The following is a 17,653-nucleotide window of genomic DNA, read 5'->3' as shown; positions in this document are numbered from 1 at the left end:
GCCACCACAAGCAACGCTCACGGCAGGGGAGCCGGCGCGCCAGACTGGTAAGTAACAAACCATCACAGTGATGCCCAAGCCTCTTTGGCTGGTGCGTCCCCGCCCAGACGGGGGCTGCGATTACGTGAGTTTCCTGCCCGCCCAGGGACCTATTGGTGCGACCACGGTTGAGATGCGGGAAGGCAGCCACTTGCCACCCCAGCTTCCCCTGCTTAAACACCGCAAGCGACTCGGGGCTGAGGAAGCAGAAAGCTGCAGCCGTCGTCTGCAACTCGAGGCTGGATTTCTCTCTAGTGATCCCCTGTTTTAGTCAGGCCTCGATACGCTGACTCAATGGAACGTTTTGTGATTCCCCCTATGTCGTTCCGCGGCTTGTCATGACTCAACGCTCCGACAAGCCATCACCGGCTGCCGACCCCTCTGGCCCCTACGAGCGGCTGGGCGTGCCTGCTGATGCTGGCTTCGACGAGGTGCAGGCGGCCAAATTGGCCCGGCTCGACGAGGTGGGTGACGACACCATGGCGCGCTCGCGGATCGAGGCTGCCTATGACGCTGTCTTGATGGAGCGCCTCAAAGAGCGTCAGCAGGGTCGCGTGAGTAGCGCGGCTAAGTCCGCCTCCCAGCGGGAGCAACTGGCGCCGCCGCCGCCCAAGCTTGCGGTACCGGCCTTGCCTCAGCTTCAGTTGCCCAGGGTTTCCGCTCCCCAGCTCAGGCTTCCTGGCATGGCTCTAGCTACTGGACGGGAGCTCTGGTTCCCCCTGGCCACATCTGGGGCTTTACTGCTCCTACTACTGCTAGCTCCAGGCTTCCCCCCGGATCTGGTGCTTGCCTTTGCTACAGCAATGGCAGTTATCAACCTGCAGTGGCGTAACCGGCGCTTCCTAGCTGCGGTGGGCTGGGGCTTCGCCCTGCTCTGCGCCGGATTGCTGGTGGGCGCGATTTTGGCCGGTGCTCTCTCCAGCACCTTGCCGCTCGGGTTGCCATTGAGCCTGACCCAGGTTCAAAGCCTGCCGGCTCTGCTGCTGTTGTTGCTTGGCGCCCTGCTGATTGGTTGATTTGATTGATCACTCAACCAGCTAATTGTTTTATTGTTGAATCGGTTCAGGGCTTGCTATATTTAGTGCAGGCCTTGCTATTTATAGAACACGGCTTGTTGTCTATGGAGCCGGAGTGCACTCTGTGATTAATTCGCTAAGTTCATCCGCCTCAACAGTGTAGATCTCATTGCAGAAGTGGCAGATAAGTTCGGCATGGCCGTCTTCCACTAAAATTGAGATTAGTTCGGCCTGGCCTAGCAGTTTCAGGGCGCTGACGCTGCGCTCCCGGCTGCAGGGGCAGTGGAAGCGCACCGGCGTACAGGCCTCAGCGTCTTCGAGGGGCTGGGGATCGAGATCTGGAAAAATATCTTCGAGCAGGCTGTGTAGCTGGCCTTCGCACTCGGCTAGTCGCTGGCTGAAGTGCTTCACCTCGCGGCAGCGCTCTTCGAGAAGGGCGACTAGGGCGGGTTCGCGGGCGGCCTTTGGCATCACCTGCACCAGCACGCCGCCACTGCAAAGCACACCACTGTTGTCGAGCTGCTCGCCGACGAATACCGCTGAAGGTGTCTGCTCGGAGTGCAGCAGATATGAGGCCAGGTCTTCGCCGATGCCGCCGCTCACCAGCTCCACCGTTGAGCTGAAGGTCTCGCCTTCGCCCAGATCTCGCACCACGTGCAGATAGCCGGTGCCGCAGGCGGTTTTGAAGTCAAACTGGGCCAGGCCTTCTGGATCTTTCAGCAGCTCGAGCTCCAAGCCCGGGTAGCCCACATGGCCGCGCACCGTGCCGTTGCGGCCCGCATCCACCATCAGGCCCTTCAGTGGGCCGTCTGAGGCGATGCGTAGGTTGACGCGGCCATGGGCCACCTTCATCGAGCTGGCCAGCAGCAGCCCAGCCGTCATGGCGCGGCCCAGCAGGGCACTGGCGAGAAAAGAGAGCTGATGGCGCTCCCTGGCGGTGCGGCTGGCCTGGGTGGTGCTGACCGCCACCATGCGGATGCCGCCGCCGGCGGCCGTGGCCCGGAGAAGTTGGTCGCTCAAGGCTGGTTTTCCTGGGGGGTGGCCATCGTTGGAACCATCGTAGGCAGCGCGCCGAGAGGTTCCAGCTGACCCTGCTCCAGCCGCCAGCCTCCATCGATCACGCCGCGAAATAGCTCCGGCTCGTGGGTGACCACCAGCACGGCCCGCTCCTGGGACAGGGCCGCCAACAGCTCCAGGATTTCGCCACGAACGGCCCAGTCGAGGCCTGCGGTGGGTTCATCCAGCAGCAGCACTCGGGGGTTGCGCAGCAGCTGCACTGCCAGGGCCAGGCGCCTCTGCTGGCCGCCGCTCAGCTGCTCCGGCGCCTGCTGCAATGACAAGCCTTCCATACCCACCAGCTGCAGGGCTGCCTGGGCCTCTTCTGCTGTGAGCCGGCGGTGACCGAGCTTCAGCTCCTGCCCCACGCTGAGGCCGAGGAAATGGCGCTCCGGAAACTGAAACACCAGGCCGCATAGCCAGCGCAGCTGGCGGCCATTGAGCTGCTGGCCTTCCCACAGCACCTGGCCGCTCGAGGGCTCGGCCAAGCCGCTGATCACCTCCAGCAGGGTGGTTTTGCCACTGCCACTGCGACCGGCCACCAGGGAGGCGCGGCCCACAGCCAGGGTGAGGCTGACGCCGCAGAGCACCGATGCCACCGCCGTGGCCGGTTGGTAGCTGACGTTGCGGAGTTCAAGCATCTCCCCAGCATGCCGGCGGGCGTGTTTGATTGAGCCAGTTCTGTGCTGCAGCCAATCCGCCATGGAGGTGCGTTTCCGCGAATTCAACCCCTTCAACTGCTGGATCTGGATGCGTTTCCCCCACCCGGTGGGTTCGGGCGAGCGCGGTTACTTGGAAACTGCCTTTGATAGTTGGTTTTACCTGGGCAAATTGGGTGGCTTCAACGCCGAAAACCTCCAGTCCCACGAGGAGGGCGCAGAGCTGGGCTGGATGGCTTACAGCCACGAGGCTGCTGCCGGCGCCCTGCCAGCCCTAATGCACAACATGGGCCCGATGGAATATCAGGAGGAGTGGGCGCGTTGCTGGGTGGATCTCGGCACCAGTGATGCCTTCGCCCTCGACGTGTTGATCAATGCCCTGGGCCAGCTCAACAACGACGTGCTCGAAATTGAGGAGTTGCTGATTGGTGGTCTCAACGACGACTGGCCGATCGAGGACCAACCCGATGCCCTGTTCCCTAGCCTCGATGAGCTTGAGGACGACGACGAGGGCAGTCATGAAGAAGACGAAGAAGACGAAGAAGGTGATGGTGAAGCTGGCGAAGATTACAAAGACCTTCAGTCCCGCGACTAAGAAGCAGCGTGACTCGGGATCTGCGCCGTCTGCTAGTTACCCCCGGTCGCTTGACCGCCGGCCCCTCTGCTGGCGCTGAGCTGGAGCTGGATCGCCAGGAGCTCCACTACCTCACCCGGGTGCTGCGCTTGCGCCCCGGCGATCGCTTTGCGGTGGTGGATGGGGCAGGCAGTCTCTGGACTGCCCTGTTGGGTCCAGCCGATCTGGCTCTGCTGGAGCAGCCCCCCAGCTACCCCCTGGCGTTTGAGCCTCCAGCGGCGCCGCCACTGCAGTTGGCGGTGGCACTACCAAAGCGCGATGCCGACGTGTTGTTGCGCATGGCCTGTGAACTTGGTGTGGATCGGTTCACCCCTCTGCAGGCCCAGCGCAGCGTTGCCGCTGACTCCCTGAAGCCGGAGCGAGCAGAGGCGATCCTGCGGGAGGCGGTAGAGCAGTGTGAACGCCTTTGGCAACCCCAGCTAGAACCGCTGCTGTCAGCCGCCGAGCTGCTGGGGGCCCAGCCGCCCGGCGGTTCAGGCCGGGGGCTGCTGTGCACCACCAGACGGCCCGGCCTGGCCCTGCTATCCCAGGCGCTTGAGCACTTAGGGGGCCCGCCTGGGGCCAGCGAGCCGCTCACTGTGGCGATTGGCCCAGAGGGGGGCTGGACTCCAGTTGAGGAAGCCTTTGCCCTGACCAACGGCTGGCAAGCCGTGAGCTTGGGCAGCACGATCTTGCGTTGCAGCACCGCCGCAGTAACGGCAGCAGGGCTGCTCAGCCACTGGCGTGCCCAGCAGACTGGCGTGCCTAGCTGAGTTAGTTGCGGAACATGCCGGAGGCCATCGCCTTAAAGCCCGCCAGGTTGGCGCCGGCTAGGCGACGGCGGCTGGGCAGGGTGTTGGCCGGGTTGAGGCAGTCGGGGGCGAAGGTGGCGTTGCTGGGTGGGGGCAGGGCCTCCTGGGCGGCCCGCAATTCGGCAGCGATCGCTTCAGCCGTGGTGGGTGCCGAGCCTGCTGGAGCTGGGCTCGCTGGCTTTGCTGCGGCTGTCGCTGCAGCTGGACTAGAGGAGCCAACGCCTACTTGGAAAGTTGCCGCTTGGCTAGCTTCCGGCTCGCTGGGATCGGGCTTGGCCTCGGCGATCGCCACCTGCGCTGGTGTAGCCCCTTCGCTGCCCAGGTCTAAGAAGAAGGCCTTGCGGTTGAACACCATCACGGCAGCAGCGTCGTAATGGCGATTATCCGTTGCTGCGCTGCCCTGTGACGCTGCTGCCGCGCTGTGCAACACACTTTGTTGGCGCCGCTGCTGCCCTGTGCTGATGTCTGCCCCGGCCCTTGTAGTGCCAGCCCTGCTCTCCCCAGCACTCGTCGCCCCCCAGACCTGGAGCCACTGGCTCCTGGCAGTGGCCCTCAATGCGGTGCTGATCTTCCTTGCCCAGCGCCTGCCCCTGCTAACCCCCGCTGGCTGGGTGCATGCCGGCATCCTCGGCAGCTTGCTGTGGGGTTGCCTCGGCCTGCGGGGCTGGCTGGCGGTGGTGATCTATCTGGCCCTGGGCTCCCTGGTAACGCGCCTGGGCTTTCGCACCAAGCAGGCGCGGGGATTGGCGGAGGCGCGAGGCGGTTTGCGCGGGCCGGAGAACGTTTGGGGTTCGGCTGCTACCGGCGCCTTACTGGCTGGCGCCGCCGCCCTGGCACCGGCAGCGGCGCCGCTGCTGCTGGTTGGTTTTGCTGCCAGCTTCGCCGCCAAGTTGGCCGACACATTTGGCAGTGAAATCGGCAAGCGCTGGGGGCGCCACACGCTGCTGATCACCACCTTGCGTCCGGTGCCACCCGGAACTGAAGGGGCGATCAGCCTGGAGGGCACCGCCGCCAGCCTGGTGGGCAGTGCGCTGATGGCAGCCCTGATGCTGGCCCTGGGGCTGCTGGCTGGCAGCGGCGCCTGGCTGCTTGTGACCCTGGTGGGCCTGGCGGCCACCTTGATCGAAAGCCTGATCGGAGCCAGCGTCCAACAGCGTTTGGGCTGGCTCAGCAACGAGCTGGTGAACGGGCTTCAGACGGCGATCGCGGCGCTGCTGGCGATGGCGTTCTTCTGAAGCCAGGCCAGTAGGGCCTCGCCACGCTGCCGGGCTTGGCGGCTGCTGAGCTTGAGCTCAAGGGCCAGCTCGCACCAGCCCAGACCCTCGATCCAGTGACCCAGCAGCAGCCGCTTCTCGATGCCGCCCAGCTGGCTTAGCTGGGTCTGCAACCAGTGGGCCTTTAAAGCCCTTTCACCAGCCACTGAATTGTTGCCTGAATCATCGTCTGGACCGTCGCCCGGATCGTCGCCGGCGCAGGTTGCGGCTGCGGAGCCGGCTGCCAGCTGGTCGAGCAGGGTGCCCGCCTGCTCGCCATCGTCGCTGAGCTGGGCATCGAGACTGCGCACCTGCAGGGCCCGCTGCACTGCGCCGGCCTCCTCAAGTTGGGCAGTGCTGCAACCGAGCTCTGAGGCAATCTCTGCGGCGGCAAGCGGTGCCAGGCCCTGGCCGCGGCGCTGTTCCTGTAGCCGCCGGGCCCGTTGCTGCAGCTCCCGCAGCCGCCGGGGAGTATGCAGCGGCTGGCCGTGGTCGCGGACGTCGTGGAGCATGGCGCCGCGGATATAGGGCACCGCATAGCTGCTGAGATTGCAGGTTTGGCGCAGGTCGAAGGCCTCCACGGCCCGGATCAGCCCCAGGCAGCCTGCAGACACGAGCTCATCAAAAGGTTGACCAGTTCGCTGGCTCTGGCGCTGGGCCACCATGCGCACTAGGGCCAGGTTGTGCTCCACTAGGGCGTTGCGCCACCAGAGCTTGGTTGTGGCGTCGGGGCTTGCGGCCATGGCCTCAAGCCAGCTGCGGTTGCGGGTGTGCAGCTGGGAGGGGCCCAGCTCGGCCTGGGCTGGATCGGCTTGGCCGCTGCGGCGCTGGCGGGCAGATGTTTTCGAGTGGGCAGTAGCTGGGAAGGCAGATGCCATGGGGTGGAGGCGTCGGTGTTTTTACCGTCGCCGCGGTGCCCATGCGGCTGGCTCCCCCGGGGCGGTGAAGCGCTCTCACCCGAATGGGTGATAGAAAACAACTTCGCCGTGCGGCTTAGTAGCCCAAGGGGGTGGGCTCTTGGCGCAGCTGCAGATCCGCCCAGCCCAGAAGGGCCGGCCAGGAGCGCACTTGCTCGAATACCCGGCGATGGCCCTCACTGTTGAGGTGCAGGCCGTCGTTGCTTAGCCATAGGGGCCAGTCGGAATCAGCCAGCAGCACCTCCAGCAGGGGCAGGAACGGCACATTCGCCTCCAGGCAGGCCTCTTCCAGCAGGGCCTCGTAGCGACGGATGTCTGCCAGGGAATACCAGAGCACCCCGGCGTAGGGCATGGCGCTCTCCTCCACCGGGGTGAGGCCGATCACATGCACCGCAGCGATCTCCTTGGCCTTGTGCAGAAGCTGCTGCAAGCCAAACAAAAAGCCTTCGGCATCCAGTTGGGGTCGCCCATCAGGCCGTCCAACCCGGGCGGTGTCATTCAGGCCTATGCCGAGCAGGATCCCCTGCGGCAGCTGGCGCCGTAGCTCACCGCGGCAGCCAACCTCAGCGCTGAGGCGGGCTGCCAGTCGCTCCAGGCCATCGCCACGCACGCCGAGGTTGTAGAGCACCGGGCCGCCCGGCAGTTCCATCCAGTGGCGCCGCAGCCGTTCGCACCAGCCCCCCTCAAGGGGATCACCCCAGCCAAAAACGCCGCTATCGCCAAGTGCCACCAGCTTCCTGGGGATGGCCATCACCATGGGGGGTCTCCAGCAGCCACTGGCGTGCGCGGTCGCTGAGATCTTCCCCCAGCAAGGTCAGCAGCGCATAGGCCAGCACCAGGGCCAGCAGTTGGTCGCCGGCAAACGAACTCAGGGCTTCCAGCAGCTGGCTGCCCAGGCCCGTGGCCCCCACCAGCCCCACTACCACCGATTCGCGCAAAATCACATCAGCCCGGTAGGCGCCATAGGCCAAGTAGGGCCGGGCCAGGCCGCTGAAGCGGCCGTAGAGCAGGGCCAGGCGCGGAGCCACTCCTGCGGCCAGCAGGGCCTGCTCTTTGTTGCCGCCACTGGTTTCGGCCGCTTCTAGGAGCAGGCGTCCGAGAATGCCCAGGTTGTGGAAGCCCAGGGCAAGGGCGCCTGTGAGCACCCCGGGCTGGAGCACAAACAGCAGCAACAGCGCCGTTAGTGGTGGCGGCCATAGCCGGCCCAGGGCCCACAGTCCCCGCACCAGCGCGCCCGCCGCCGGCCAGGGCGTCGCAAACAGCAGCAGCAGCGGCGCCAACCCCACAGCTAGGGCCGCGGCTACCAAGGTGAGCAGCAGGGTGTTGCCGATCAGGCTCGGCCAGGGCAGGGTGGCCACGGCTCCCCAGTCGGCGGCGCCCAGCGGTGGTAGGCCTTGCCACTGCAACAGGGTGGCGGGCTGCACTTCCAGGCGCCAGGCCACCAGCAGCAGCACGGGGAGCATGGCCATCGCTACAGCCACCATTTCCTGGCCCTGACTGCCCACTCCACGCTGGCTTAGCCCCAGCCGTGCCGGCATGGCCCAGCGCCGCCGCAGCCAGCCCATTAGGGCTTCCAGCAGCAGCATCACCGCCAGCAACGCCCACAGGCCGCTCCAGAGCTCGTTGAAGGCCAGCGATTGCAGGGTGAGGCGCAGCTCGGTGCCCAGCCCGCCCAGGCCAAATACTCCCAGCAGGGTGGCGCTGCGCAAGGCGCATTCGAGCCGGTAGCCGCTGTAGCTGATCACCTGGGGCAGCAGGGGCGGCCCCAGGGCCGTGAACAGGGCGGTTGGGGCGGGGCTGCCGCCGCAGCGCAGGGCCTCCAGGCTGGCGGTGGGCAGGGCATCCAGCAGGTCGCTGACCACCCGGGCTACCAGCGCTCCAAAGGGAATGGCGATTGCCACTACCGCTACCACTGGTTGCAGCCCGACCACCTGCAGCAGCAGCAGCCCCCAGAGCAGTTCGTGAATCGAGCGCGGTATGGCTAGTAGGCGGCGTATCCAGCTGGCTGGAGCGGCGCTGCCGTAGCAGGTGCGCCACACCACCCTTGAACTAGCGATTCCCAGCACCAAACCCAACACCAGGCTGCCGGCCCAGCCCAGCAGGGCCATGCCGGCTGTGACGGCTAGGCCGCCCAGCACCGAGCCCAGCACTATTGGATCCAGGGAGGGCCGCAGGGCTGCGGCAGAAAATTGCCCCACCAGCTCCCAGCCACCGCCATGGCTGATTCCTGGCAGCAATGCCAGCAGCGGCAGCACAATTAGGGCGGGCAGCAACACCCACAACGGCGCCGCTGGTCTCATGCCCCTGGGGTCCCGGCGTAAAGCTCCTCCAGCTGGCCTGGCTCAAGGCTGGCCATGGGTTGGTCAAAGACAAGGCGCCCGGCCCGCAGCCCCAGCACCCGATCGAAACCAGACAGCAAATCGGGACGGTGCAGGCTCAACAGCAAGGCCCGAGGCGGGTTTGCGAGCTCCAGCAGCAGGGTTAACAGCTCGCCGGCCAGGCGGGGATCAAGGCTGGCTAAGGGTTCATCGGCTAGTAGCAGTTGGGGCTCCTGTCGCAGTAGTCGGGCAAGGGCTACCCGCTGGCGCTGGCCGCCGGAGAGGGCGGAGACGGGCTGGTTGAGTAGGGCTGGATCGAGATCAAGCCGCTGCAACATCGTTGTGCAGGCCTTGGTCTCTAGGGGCATCAGCAGGTTGAGCAGGGCCCGCGGCCAGCCCCAGACGGCTAGCCGGGCGGCGTTGAGGTTTTGCTGCACGGTGAGCTCCTCGATCAGCCGCAGGTCTTGCCAGAGGGTGCCGATCCGGGCCTGCTGCCGTCGCCGGGCCCGTCCGCTGCGGGCCCGTACCTCCCCCTGCCAAAACACCCTGCCCTGCTGCGGGGTCAGCAAGCCATTGGCCACGGCAAGCAAGGTGCTTTTGCCAGCACCGCTGGGACCCAGCAGGGCAATTCGTTCACCGGCATCAACCTGAAGCGACACCCCATCAAGGCGAGGCTGGCTGCGGCCCTTGACGGTGATGTCTTGGAGGATCAGTAGGGACGTCACATGCGGGCCCGGTTCATCTGGTGATTTGGCTTCTAGCCCTGGCCGCTCAGCATTTCTTGAAGTTTTGCCTGCAGGCTGTCGCGAACCTCCGGATCTCCCACCAATCGCAGGATTCCGTCCCGGGGCCACCAGTTGAGCTTCAGATTGCTGACGCCATCTTCAAAGACGGCCAGCTCAAAAGCTCCCTTGTGTTGCCATTGACAAGGCACCCCTAGTTGGGCAACCAGCTCCTTGAGCTCGTCCAGGGATCCCTTGAACTCCATGGCGAACTGGGCGGCATCGAAATCCAGATTAGGCCCCTGCAAACCGGAAACTTTCTGATTTCAGTAGCAACGGGAACGTTTGCCGAGGGCTTGATCGACTTTTATGTTCTGTATAAAGCAGGATTTGCCAAAGTCAGCTTTGGCAGTCTGTTCAATCATTTTGATCCTTTCATAGTGTCAATATCCTCCCGTTCAGATGAATTCGTCGGTCTTTTTAGTCTGTTTGATCAAGACGGCGATGGGAAAATATCTGTGGATGAGGTGGAGCATGTTCTCGCCAGCATGGCTGGAGTGATTGCTATTGAAGATCGCCAAGCTCTGCGTGATCTGGTTGGCTGCGATGGGGAGGTGGGGCTGGGGGCTTTCAGCGGCTGGGCCCAAGGCCGTCCAGGTTTGGCTATCGCCTCCTGCCTGCGCGAGATCTTTGAATTAGTAGATAGTGATGGCAGCGGCAGCCTCAATTTTCAGGAGCTGGAAGTGCTGCTAGCTGCCCTAGCGCCCTCCTGCGCCGATCTACCAGAGGCAGATCGGTTGCTGGCAGCCCTCGATCAAGATGGCGATAACTGCATCAGCGTTGAAGAATTTCTGCGGCTACTCGAAGCCGATGCTGTGATCGAGCTATCGCTTGCAGATCTGAAGCGACTGAAAAAGACCCTGGCTCAGTATGTAAACGCCTCCAGCCGCTCCCGGGTTGCCTTGGTGGAGGTCGATTGCGACCTTGGTGCTGGCACGCCGGGAGCTGGTTCTGGCATTGATTTGCTCAAGCAGGCCGCTGCCCGTCAGCAGGGGCTGCGCCAAATCAGCGACCGTTTGATTGAGGAAATAAAAGGTCAGACAAGGCCTGGAGCCCGAGCCTCGGAGCTGGGCTCCGCCACCGCCACCGCCACCCCCCACGCACGCCATATCGAGACGATTGCCGGCGTTATGCGGGACGCGGCCGTATTGGTGGCCTCCACCCTGGATCGCGGCTTGTTCCCAATCGTGATCGCTGGCGATCACTCCACGGCTGCTTCAACCATCGCTGGCATTCGCCAGGCCCATCCCGATCGGCGCCTAGGCGTGGTGTGGATCGATGCCCATGCCGATATCCATTCCCCATACACCACGCCCTCCGGCAACATGCACGGCATGCCTTTGGCCATTGCCTCGGCTCACGACAACACCATTGAGGCCATCAACGAGCCCGATTCAACGACCAGGTTGCTTTGGCAAGAGCTCCAATGTCTCAATGGCACAGGATCGCCGTCGATCATGCTTGAAGATCTAATTTATGTGGCAGTTCGTGATACGGAGCCTGCTGAAAATGTCACGCTTGAGCAGTTCTCTATACCTGTTGTTACTACAGAAGATGTTCGGCGATTGGGGCCAGAGCAGGCAGCTCAGCGCTGCCTAGACCATCTCAGCCAAGTCGAATTGATCTATGTGAGCTTCGATGTGGATTGCATGGACTCCACTATCTGCAAGGGCACCGGCACGCCAGTGCCTGGTGGCCTTTGGGCTGATGAAGCTCGCCAGTTAACCCGGTTCCTGCTGGCAGACCCCAGGGTTTGCTGCTGGGAAATCTGTGAAATCAACCCCCATCTAGATAGTCTTAATACCTTGGCTGAAGTGTCACTTAGCGTTTATCAGGATGTGTTAGAGGTGCTCGACGCCCGCCTCTAGGCCGATGGATAGGTCTGTGAAATCGGCTTTGGAGCTGCTTAGAGATTTGCTCGAGCCTGTTGTTGACCTGCCCTCCAGGCTTCAACAGCTGCTGCCCACCATGGGCACCCTGCATCAGCTGCACGGCCCTGTCGCGCGACTGAACCCCGGCCTGGTTTCGCTGCTGGCAGGTTTGCGTGGCTTGGCCCAGGTGATCTTCATCAACAATCCCCTCAGTGGCCTGGTGTTGCTGCTCGCCTTTCTGGTGCAGTCGCCTTGGTTTGCCCTGTTGGCTCTGCTGGGTACCGCAGCTTCTCACTGCACAGCTCGGCTCCTCCGCTTGGCGAAGGGGTTGCGGAGCGAGGGCATCTACGGTTTTAACGGCGCCCTGGTGGGCTGCGCCGTCGCCAATTTCGCCCAGTTCGATAGCCCCCTCTCCAGCCTGATTTGGGTTGCTTTGGTGCTGCTTGGTGGGGCGCTGACCACCTTGCTGCTTGAGGGGCTGGGCAGGGGAATCAACCGTTCCGTGGGGCTACCACCACTCACCCTCCCGTTCATTCTTGTTACCTGGGGCTTGCTGGGGGTGGCTTCCCTGGCGTCGGGGGCAGCATTGGCCCTGGCCGAACCGGTCCCGATGTCCGAGCTGGCCAGCACATCCCAGGCTCTCACCCATGGGCTGCTCCGATCCGCGGGTCAGGTTTTTCTCTGCTCAAACCCCTGGAGTGGCTTGCTGGTGCTAATTGCCACAGCCATCGCCAGCCCCCTTGCAGCGGGACTGGGTTTACTTGGTGCCCTGGATGGCATGGCAACCGGCCTTCTGCTCGATGTCCCTTTGGGCGCGATCGCCGAGGGCCTCTGGGGATACAACGGCTTGCTGGTGGCGATTGCCTTGGGGGGGATTTTTTACGCCCCCAGCTGGGCCAGCTTGGCGGTGGGTCTGGGAGGGGCGGCTCTGGCGAGCCTGATCCAGTTTGCTTGGAGCTTCACTCCAGCTCAGGGCTGGCCTTCGCTCACCCTCGCTTTTGTGCTTGCTACCTGGGTGATTCAGCTGCTGGTGCGTCGTGCCTTGCCGGCCCTGATTCCGGTTTCGCTGCACGCCATCTTGACCCCGGAGGAGCATCGCCAGCGCTTTGTGTTGGCCCGCACCCTGCTTGCCGATTTTCGTCAAAACTTGCACCTGGCAATCACCGGCCAGCGCCGCGTTTTTTTGGCTGGACGGGTTCCGGCGCAGATGCGGCAACAAATGTCGGCCTTGTTTCAGCGACTCGATCAAGACGCCAATGGCGATATCAGTGCGGCGGAGCTGCTCGGGGGTCTGGGGATTGATCCCCAGCAAGGCGGAGATGTTGGAGTGCTGGCAGCCCAGCTGGCAAGTGTGCTGCAGGCCATGGACCTGGATGGAGATGGCCGGGTGGATGCCGAGGAGTTTGGTGAGCTGATGCTTCGCCTGCAGCGCTTGCGCCTTGGCGAGGCTCGGCTGCTCAACTATTTGCTGCCAGTCGATGCCAATGGCGATGACCGGCTTGATCCGGCCGAGCTCAGGCGCCTGCTGGCCAGTGTGGGCGAACGACCTCTTAATGCTGAGGAGGAGTCCTTTCTCTTCAGCCGCTCTGCCGATGGCCTCAGCTGGCAGCAGTTTGTAGACCACCTGCTACTTACATGAACCTGCCATCCCAACCTGAGTGCTCCTTCAGGCCAGGGTGAGGCGGTAAACGATCAGCGCCAGGATTAGCGCCACTAAGGACACCTCAATCAGGTCAGGGCCGCGGGGATTCATTGACGTTTTAGCTGCGCCGCCGCTCCAGGCTGGCCGCTGATGGCAGGGCCAGGGCCAGGGCCAAGGCGGGAATCTCGATCAGCAGTTGGCCGTTGCCGAAGGTGATGAAGGCCAGATCAAGAAAGGCGATGCTGCGCAGAAACAGGGACCAAGCCTCATCGCCTTCATTGTTGGCTCGGCTCCAAAGCACAAAGCCGGCCAGCAGCAAGACCAAATCAATCAACCAGACCACGGATTTGAGGCTCTGGAGAAAACTGATTCTGAATGCTGCTGGACCCAAATGCCCGCCTGTGTCAGCGGATCTTGCCGATTTGCCGCCCCACCTGCTCGATCTGCTTGTATTCGCCCGGCTTCACCGTGGTGAATTGCTGGGCACCAAACAGGCCGAGGATCTGTTTCTGCTCCGGATCCGTGGATCGCCAGCTGATGATCGATTGACGCAGCTTGGCGCTGAAGCCCTTGCCGAAGCGCTGGTCGAGGTTGGGCTGGCCCAGCCAGAGGTAGTCGGGGTAGCTGGGGGTGCGCCAGATCTGCACCACCTTGCTGCGGTTGGCCTTGCCGCTGCGCAGGCTGCTCTTCCACACCTGCTCATTGACGGCGCCGGCGTCGTAGGTGCCGCTCTGCACCAGGGCGATGGTGGCGTCGTGGCTGCCACTGAAGCCGGGGGCTCCGCCAGCGAAATCAGCCAACTTGACGCCGGCCTGGCCGAGGAAGTACTGGGGCATAAGCCGGCCGGAGGTGGAGCTTTCCGAGCCGAAGGTGAAGCGCTTGCCTTTGAGGGCCACTAGCCCCTTTTGGTTCTGGATCGGCTTGATACCACTGCGGGCATTGGCGATAAATACGGTATAAAACTGCGCATCGATGTCTCGCTGGGCAAGCATCTGGGAGCCGGGTTTCTGCAGGCTGGCCTGCACGCCGGTGAGACCGCCAAACCACACCAGATCAAGACTGCCGGTGCGGAAGGCGCTCACAGCAGCCGTGTAATCGGTGACGGGCACGTAGGCGACCTTCACACCTAGTTGCTGGCTGAGCTCATCGGCCACCAAGCCGTAAAGGCGATTCAGCTTTTCAGGGTTTTGGTCGGGGATAGCACCGATGCGCAGCACCGGCTGGGCTACGGCCGCCGGCAGCACAGAGGCGGGCACTGGGGGGAGGACCGCCGGTAGCAGGGCCAGGCAAAGCCCCGCCATTGCGGCGGTCCAACGTTCTCGGGTGGGCATGGGACAGGGTGGGAATCAGAGGGCGGCCAGAAAGCGCTGCAGGCGCTGGAGGCCATCCTCAATCGTGGCAGGCCCGGCAGCGCAGGAAAGCCGAATGCAGCGGTCGTCGCCGAAGGCAACCCCTGGCACCACCGCCAGGCCCACTTCATCGAGCAGCCGGTTGCACAGGGTCATTGAATCGAGGCCGAAGCCGCTTACGTCGGGGAAGGCATAGAACGCCCCCTCGGGGGGTAGCAGTTGCAATCCTTCGATGGCCATCAGCCCCGCGCTGAGCAGGCCGCGGCGCTCGTTGAACTGGGCCGCCATGGTGTGTACACAGTCGCGGGGCGCTTCGATGGCGGCCAGGGCGCCGAACTGGGCAAAACTGCAAACGTTGCTCGTGCTCTGGCTCTGCAGGGCACTGGCGGCGGCCACCACCGGCTGGGGGCCAGCCAGCCAGCCAAGGCGCCAGCCGGTCATGGCCCAGCCCTTGGCGAAGCCATTGACCGTAAAGACGCGATCGGCCAGGTCTGGAGCTATGGCGGCAAAGCTGTGGTGGGCGTGGCCGGGGGCCAGCAGGAATTCGTAGATCTCATCGCACACCACGGCCACCTGGGGATGGCGGCGCAGCACGTCCGCAATCGCCTCCAGCTCTGGCAGGCTCAGCACCATGCCGGTGGGATTGCCGGGGCTGTTGAGCACAAGCAATTTGCTGGCTGGAGTGATGGCTGCCTCCAGCTGGGCCGGATCGAGGCGGAAGCCCTGGGCCGCCGAGCTGGGCAGCATGGTCACCGAGGCGCCGGCGAGTTTGGCGATCTCTGGATAGCTGAGCCAGTAGGGCGCCGGCAGCAGCAGCTCGTCGCCTGGCTCCAGCAGCACCTGAAACAGGTTGTAGAGCGCCTGCTTGCCGCCGTTGGTGACCAGCACCTGTTGGGCGGTGGTGGGTATGCCGTTTTCACTGCTGAGCTTGGCGGCTATGGCATCGCGCAGGGCAGGCTCGCCGGCGGCTGGGCCGTAGCGAGTGTGGCCTGCCTCCAGAGCAGCGGTGGCGGCCTGGCGGATGAAGGCCGGGGTGTCGAAATCAGGTTCGCCGGCGCTGAGGCTGCAGATGTCCTGACCATCAGCCTTGAGGGCCTTGGCTCGGGCGGCAATGGCCAGGGTGAGGGAGGGCTGGAGGGCCCGGGCCCGGGCAGAGAGGGCCGGAGTGGTGGTGGGCGCGGCGGTCATCCCTGTGTCCGGCATCAGGACGCGCGGCATCAGCACTGGCTGGCATCCTGCCTTACGGATTTGCCGCGTACGGTTCAAAGGGGCACTAAATGGCCAGCTAGTTACACGTTGATGGTTTTGCCGTGACGACAATTCCCCCTGCACCGCCCGATTCCCTAGGGCAGTTGCTGCTCGATTGCGCCGCCTGTCGCCGCTGTGATCTGGCCGCGGAGAGGCAGCAGGTGGTGGTGAGTCGGGGCAATCCCGCCGCCCGGCTGATGCTGATCGGCGAGGGACCCGGCGCTCAGGAAGACAGCGCTGGCCTGCCTTTTGTGGGCCGCTCCGGCCAGCTGCTCGATCAGCTGCTGGCTGCCGCTGGCATCGACAGCAACCGAGACGCCTACGTGTGCAATGTGGTGAAGTGCCGCCCCCCTGGCAACCGCAAGCCCGCGGCGACGGAGATGGCGGCCTGCCGCCCCTGGCTAAATCGCCAGATCGCTTTAGTGAATCCGGCCGTGATCCTGCTGGTGGGGGCCACGGCGCTGGAGGGGGTGTTGGGTATTAAGGGCGGCATCACCAGCCTGCGGGGCCAGTGGCGCGCCAGCGAGATCGAAATTTTGCGGGGCCGGCGCCTGATGCCGGTCCTGCATCCCTCCTATCTGCTGCGCTTTAACTCGCAGGACCAGGGCTCGCCCCGTGCGCTCACGGCAGCGGACTTCCAGGAGGTACGCCGATCCTTGCGGGCCCTCTGAGGGGATCGGTGCCGATCCTTTTCTGGCCAATCCCGCTCGCCTTGCTGAACTGCTTACTGCGTTTGACATCCTCGCCGCTTGAGCTGTCTTTGTGACAGGCTTTGCCCTTCCCGGCCCCCCGCTTCACCCAGCCATGACCGGCACCCCGGCTCGCTACGACACCTTGATTCACCGGCGCCAGACCCGCAGCGTGCGGGTGGGAGATATCTGGATCGGCAGCGATCACCCGGTGGCGGTGCAGTCGATGATCAACGAGGACACCCTCGATATCGAAGGGGCTACGGCCGGTATCCGGCGGCTGCATGAAGTCGGTTGCGAAATCGTGCGACTGACGGTGCCTTCCCTGGCCCACGCCAAGGCGGTAAAAGAAATTCGCCAGCGGTTGGAAGACACCTATCAGCCAGTGCCATTGGTGGCCGACGTGCACCACAACGGCATGAAGATTGCCCTGGAGGTGGCCCAGCACGTCGACAAGGTGCGGATCAACCCGGGTCTATTTGTGTTCGACAAGCCCGACCCAAATCGCACCGAATTCAGCCTCGAGGAGGTGTCTGCCATCGGTGAGCGCATTGCCGAAACATTTGAACCGTTGGTGCAATTGCTCAAGCAGCAGGACAAGGCCCTGCGCATCGGTGTCAACCATGGATCCCTGGCTGAGCGGATGTTGTTCAGCTATGGCGACACGCCCCTGGGCATGGTGGAGAGCGCCATGGAATTCATCCGCATCTGCGACCGGCTCGACTTCCACAACATCGTGGTGTCAATGAAGGCCTCGCGGGCGCCGGTGATGATGGCCGCCTATCGAATGATGGCCGACCGCATGGATGCGGAGGGCTTCCCCTACCCCCTGCATTTGGGAGTCACCGAGGCAGGCGATGGCGACTACGGGCGAATTAAAAGTACCGCCGGCATTGCGCCCTTGCTGGCCGAGGGGCTGGGCGACACGATCCGCGTCTCGCTCACCGAAGCGCCCGAGAAGGAAATTCCTGTTTGCTACTCGATCCTGCAAGCCTTGGGGCTGCGCAAGACGATGGTGGAATATGTGGCCTGCCCCAGCTGCGGCCGCACCCTGTTCAACCTGGAGGAGGTGCTGCATCAGGTGCGCAACGCCACGGCCCATCTCACTGGCCTCGATATCGCTGTGATGGGTTGCATCGTTAATGGGCCGGGCGAAATGGCCGACGCCGACTACGGCTATGTGGGTAAAACCCCCGGCACCATCTCTCTGTACAGGGGCCGCGACGAGATCCGGCGGGTGCCGGAGGCAGAGGGAGTGGCAGCCCTGATAGCCCTTATTCAGGAGGATGGTCGCTGGGTTGATCCCTGAGCGCCTGCTCACTTCCGGTAACCCGCCCCGGTTGGGGCCGGATAACGGCGCTAGCTTGAAAGGACGTTTCCCGCGCCGCA

19 protein-coding genes and 1 pseudogene are annotated in these 17,653 nt (G+C 63.9%); 9 read left to right on the top strand and 11 right to left on the bottom strand.

Annotated elements, in window-relative coordinates:
- Nucleotides 1-70: 70 nt before the first annotated feature.
- Complete coding sequence (locus KBY73_RS07290; protein WP_254936423.1) at nt 71-310, top strand: hypothetical protein; 240 nt, start codon at nt 71-73, stop codon at nt 308-310.
- A gap of 67 nt (nt 311-377) precedes the next feature.
- A complete protein-coding gene (locus KBY73_RS07285; RefSeq protein ID WP_254936422.1) occupies nt 378-1,055 on the top strand; it encodes a CPP1-like family protein in 678 nt (225 codons plus the stop codon).
- 102 nt (nt 1,056-1,157) lie between these two features.
- On the opposite strand, the gene hslO is transcribed toward KBY73_RS07285, so the two are convergent.
- Together hslO and KBY73_RS07275 are read right to left on the bottom strand one after the other, a co-directional pair.
- The gene (gene hslO, locus KBY73_RS07280; RefSeq protein WP_254936421.1) at nt 1,158-2,075 is read right to left on the bottom strand and encodes an Hsp33 family molecular chaperone HslO; all 918 of its coding nucleotides are present in this window, start codon (nt 2,073-2,075) and stop codon (nt 1,158-1,160) included.
- Nucleotides 2,072-2,752: an ABC transporter ATP-binding protein gene (locus tag KBY73_RS07275; RefSeq protein WP_254936420.1), complete on the bottom strand. Its 681-nt coding sequence runs from the start codon at nt 2,750-2,752 to the stop codon at nt 2,072-2,074. Before KBY73_RS07275 ends, hslO begins: the two co-directional genes overlap by 4 nt.
- Before the next feature lie 61 nt (nt 2,753-2,813).
- Between KBY73_RS07275 and KBY73_RS07270 the strand changes: the two are divergent.
- Both KBY73_RS07270 and KBY73_RS07265 read left to right on the top strand, forming a co-directional pair.
- Nucleotides 2,814-3,254: pseudogene (locus KBY73_RS07270) on the top strand (DUF3531 family protein); the annotation flags it as partial.
- A gap of 119 nt (nt 3,255-3,373) precedes the next feature.
- A complete protein-coding gene (locus tag KBY73_RS07265; protein WP_254936419.1) occupies nt 3,374-4,156 on the top strand; it encodes a 16S rRNA (uracil(1498)-N(3))-methyltransferase in 783 nt (260 codons plus the stop codon).
- A 1-nt stretch (nt 4,157) separates the two neighbouring features.
- Here KBY73_RS07265 and KBY73_RS07260 read toward each other — a convergent pair whose 3' ends face one another.
- Entirely contained in the window at nt 4,158-4,550 is a 393-nt protein-coding gene (locus KBY73_RS07260) for a hypothetical protein (RefSeq protein ID WP_254936655.1), read from the bottom strand.
- A 106-nt stretch (nt 4,551-4,656) separates the two neighbouring features.
- On the opposite strand from KBY73_RS07260, the gene KBY73_RS07255 reads away from it, so the two are divergent.
- Entirely contained in the window at nt 4,657-5,430 is a 774-nt protein-coding gene (locus KBY73_RS07255) for a DUF92 domain-containing protein (protein ID WP_254936418.1), read from the top strand.
- Here the strand turns inward: KBY73_RS07255 and KBY73_RS07250 are convergent.
- The 5 genes from KBY73_RS07250 to KBY73_RS07230 all read right to left on the bottom strand — a co-directional run bounded on the left by KBY73_RS07250 (nt 5,388) and on the right by KBY73_RS07230 (nt 9,713).
- On the bottom strand, nt 5,388-6,326 hold the full coding sequence (locus KBY73_RS07250) for a sigma-70 family RNA polymerase sigma factor (RefSeq protein ID WP_254936417.1): 939 nt from the start codon (nt 6,324-6,326) through the stop codon (nt 5,388-5,390). The genes KBY73_RS07255 and KBY73_RS07250 overlap by 43 nt on opposite strands.
- A gap of 115 nt (nt 6,327-6,441) precedes the next feature.
- The gene (locus KBY73_RS07245; protein WP_254936416.1) at nt 6,442-7,122 is read right to left on the bottom strand and encodes a GDSL-type esterase/lipase family protein; all 681 of its coding nucleotides are present in this window, start codon (nt 7,120-7,122) and stop codon (nt 6,442-6,444) included.
- Nucleotides 7,079-8,665 carry an ABC transporter permease gene (locus tag KBY73_RS07240; RefSeq protein WP_254936415.1) on the bottom strand — a complete coding sequence of 529 codons (1,587 nt, stop codon included), beginning with the start codon at nt 8,663-8,665 and terminating at the stop codon, nt 7,079-7,081. The genes KBY73_RS07245 and KBY73_RS07240 overlap by 44 nt, the downstream gene beginning before the upstream one ends.
- Complete coding sequence (locus KBY73_RS07235) at nt 8,662-9,408, bottom strand: ATP-binding cassette domain-containing protein (protein ID WP_254936414.1); 747 nt, start codon at nt 9,406-9,408, stop codon at nt 8,662-8,664. Before KBY73_RS07235 ends, KBY73_RS07240 begins: the two co-directional genes overlap by 4 nt.
- Before the next feature lie 32 nt (nt 9,409-9,440).
- Nucleotides 9,441-9,713 (bottom strand): hypothetical protein, encoded by a 273-nt coding sequence (locus KBY73_RS07230; RefSeq protein ID WP_254936413.1) that lies wholly within the window; start codon nt 9,711-9,713, stop codon nt 9,441-9,443.
- A gap of 132 nt (nt 9,714-9,845) precedes the next feature.
- Between KBY73_RS07230 and KBY73_RS07225 the strand changes: the two genes are divergently transcribed.
- Nucleotides 9,846-11,333: an arginase family protein gene (locus KBY73_RS07225; protein WP_254936412.1), complete on the top strand. Its 1,488-nt coding sequence runs from the start codon at nt 9,846-9,848 to the stop codon at nt 11,331-11,333.
- 100 nt (nt 11,334-11,433) lie between these two features.
- Entirely contained in the window at nt 11,434-12,975 is a 1,542-nt protein-coding gene (locus KBY73_RS07220; RefSeq protein WP_254936411.1) for an urea transporter, read from the top strand.
- 121 nt (nt 12,976-13,096) lie between these two features.
- Here the strand turns inward: KBY73_RS07220 and KBY73_RS07215 are convergent, their stop codons facing one another.
- The 3 genes from KBY73_RS07215 to KBY73_RS07205 all read right to left on the bottom strand — a co-directional run bounded on the left by KBY73_RS07215 (nt 13,097) and on the right by KBY73_RS07205 (nt 15,515).
- Nucleotides 13,097-13,321: a hypothetical protein gene (locus tag KBY73_RS07215; protein WP_254936410.1), complete on the bottom strand. Its 225-nt coding sequence runs from the start codon at nt 13,319-13,321 to the stop codon at nt 13,097-13,099.
- Between the two features lie 61 nt (nt 13,322-13,382).
- Entirely contained in the window at nt 13,383-14,309 is a 927-nt protein-coding gene (locus KBY73_RS07210) for a putative selenate ABC transporter substrate-binding protein (RefSeq protein ID WP_254936409.1), read from the bottom strand.
- Nucleotides 14,310-14,324: 15 nt separating this feature from the next.
- Nucleotides 14,325-15,515 carry a pyridoxal phosphate-dependent aminotransferase gene (locus tag KBY73_RS07205; RefSeq protein WP_254936408.1) on the bottom strand — a complete coding sequence of 397 codons (1,191 nt, stop codon included), beginning with the start codon at nt 15,513-15,515 and terminating at the stop codon, nt 14,325-14,327.
- A gap of 122 nt (nt 15,516-15,637) precedes the next feature.
- On the opposite strand from KBY73_RS07205, the gene KBY73_RS07200 reads away from it, so the two are divergent.
- Both KBY73_RS07200 and ispG read left to right on the top strand, forming a co-directional pair.
- Nucleotides 15,638-16,246 carry a uracil-DNA glycosylase family protein gene (locus KBY73_RS07200; RefSeq protein ID WP_396096761.1) on the top strand — a complete coding sequence of 203 codons (609 nt, stop codon included), beginning with the start codon at nt 15,638-15,640 and terminating at the stop codon, nt 16,244-16,246.
- Nucleotides 16,247-16,379: 133 nt separating this feature from the next.
- Complete coding sequence (gene ispG, locus KBY73_RS07195) at nt 16,380-17,573, top strand: (E)-4-hydroxy-3-methylbut-2-enyl-diphosphate synthase (RefSeq protein ID WP_254936407.1); 1,194 nt, start codon at nt 16,380-16,382, stop codon at nt 17,571-17,573.
- The last annotated feature ends 80 nt before the right edge of the window (nt 17,574-17,653 follow it).

The sequence above is a fragment of the Cyanobium sp. Tous-M-B4 genome (assembly GCF_024345395.1).
Classification (GTDB): Bacteria; Cyanobacteriota; Cyanobacteriia; order PCC-6307; family Cyanobiaceae; genus Cyanobium_A.
Note: the sequence above shows the minus strand (reverse complement) of the source record. Positions and strands in the feature narration are given on the sequence as shown.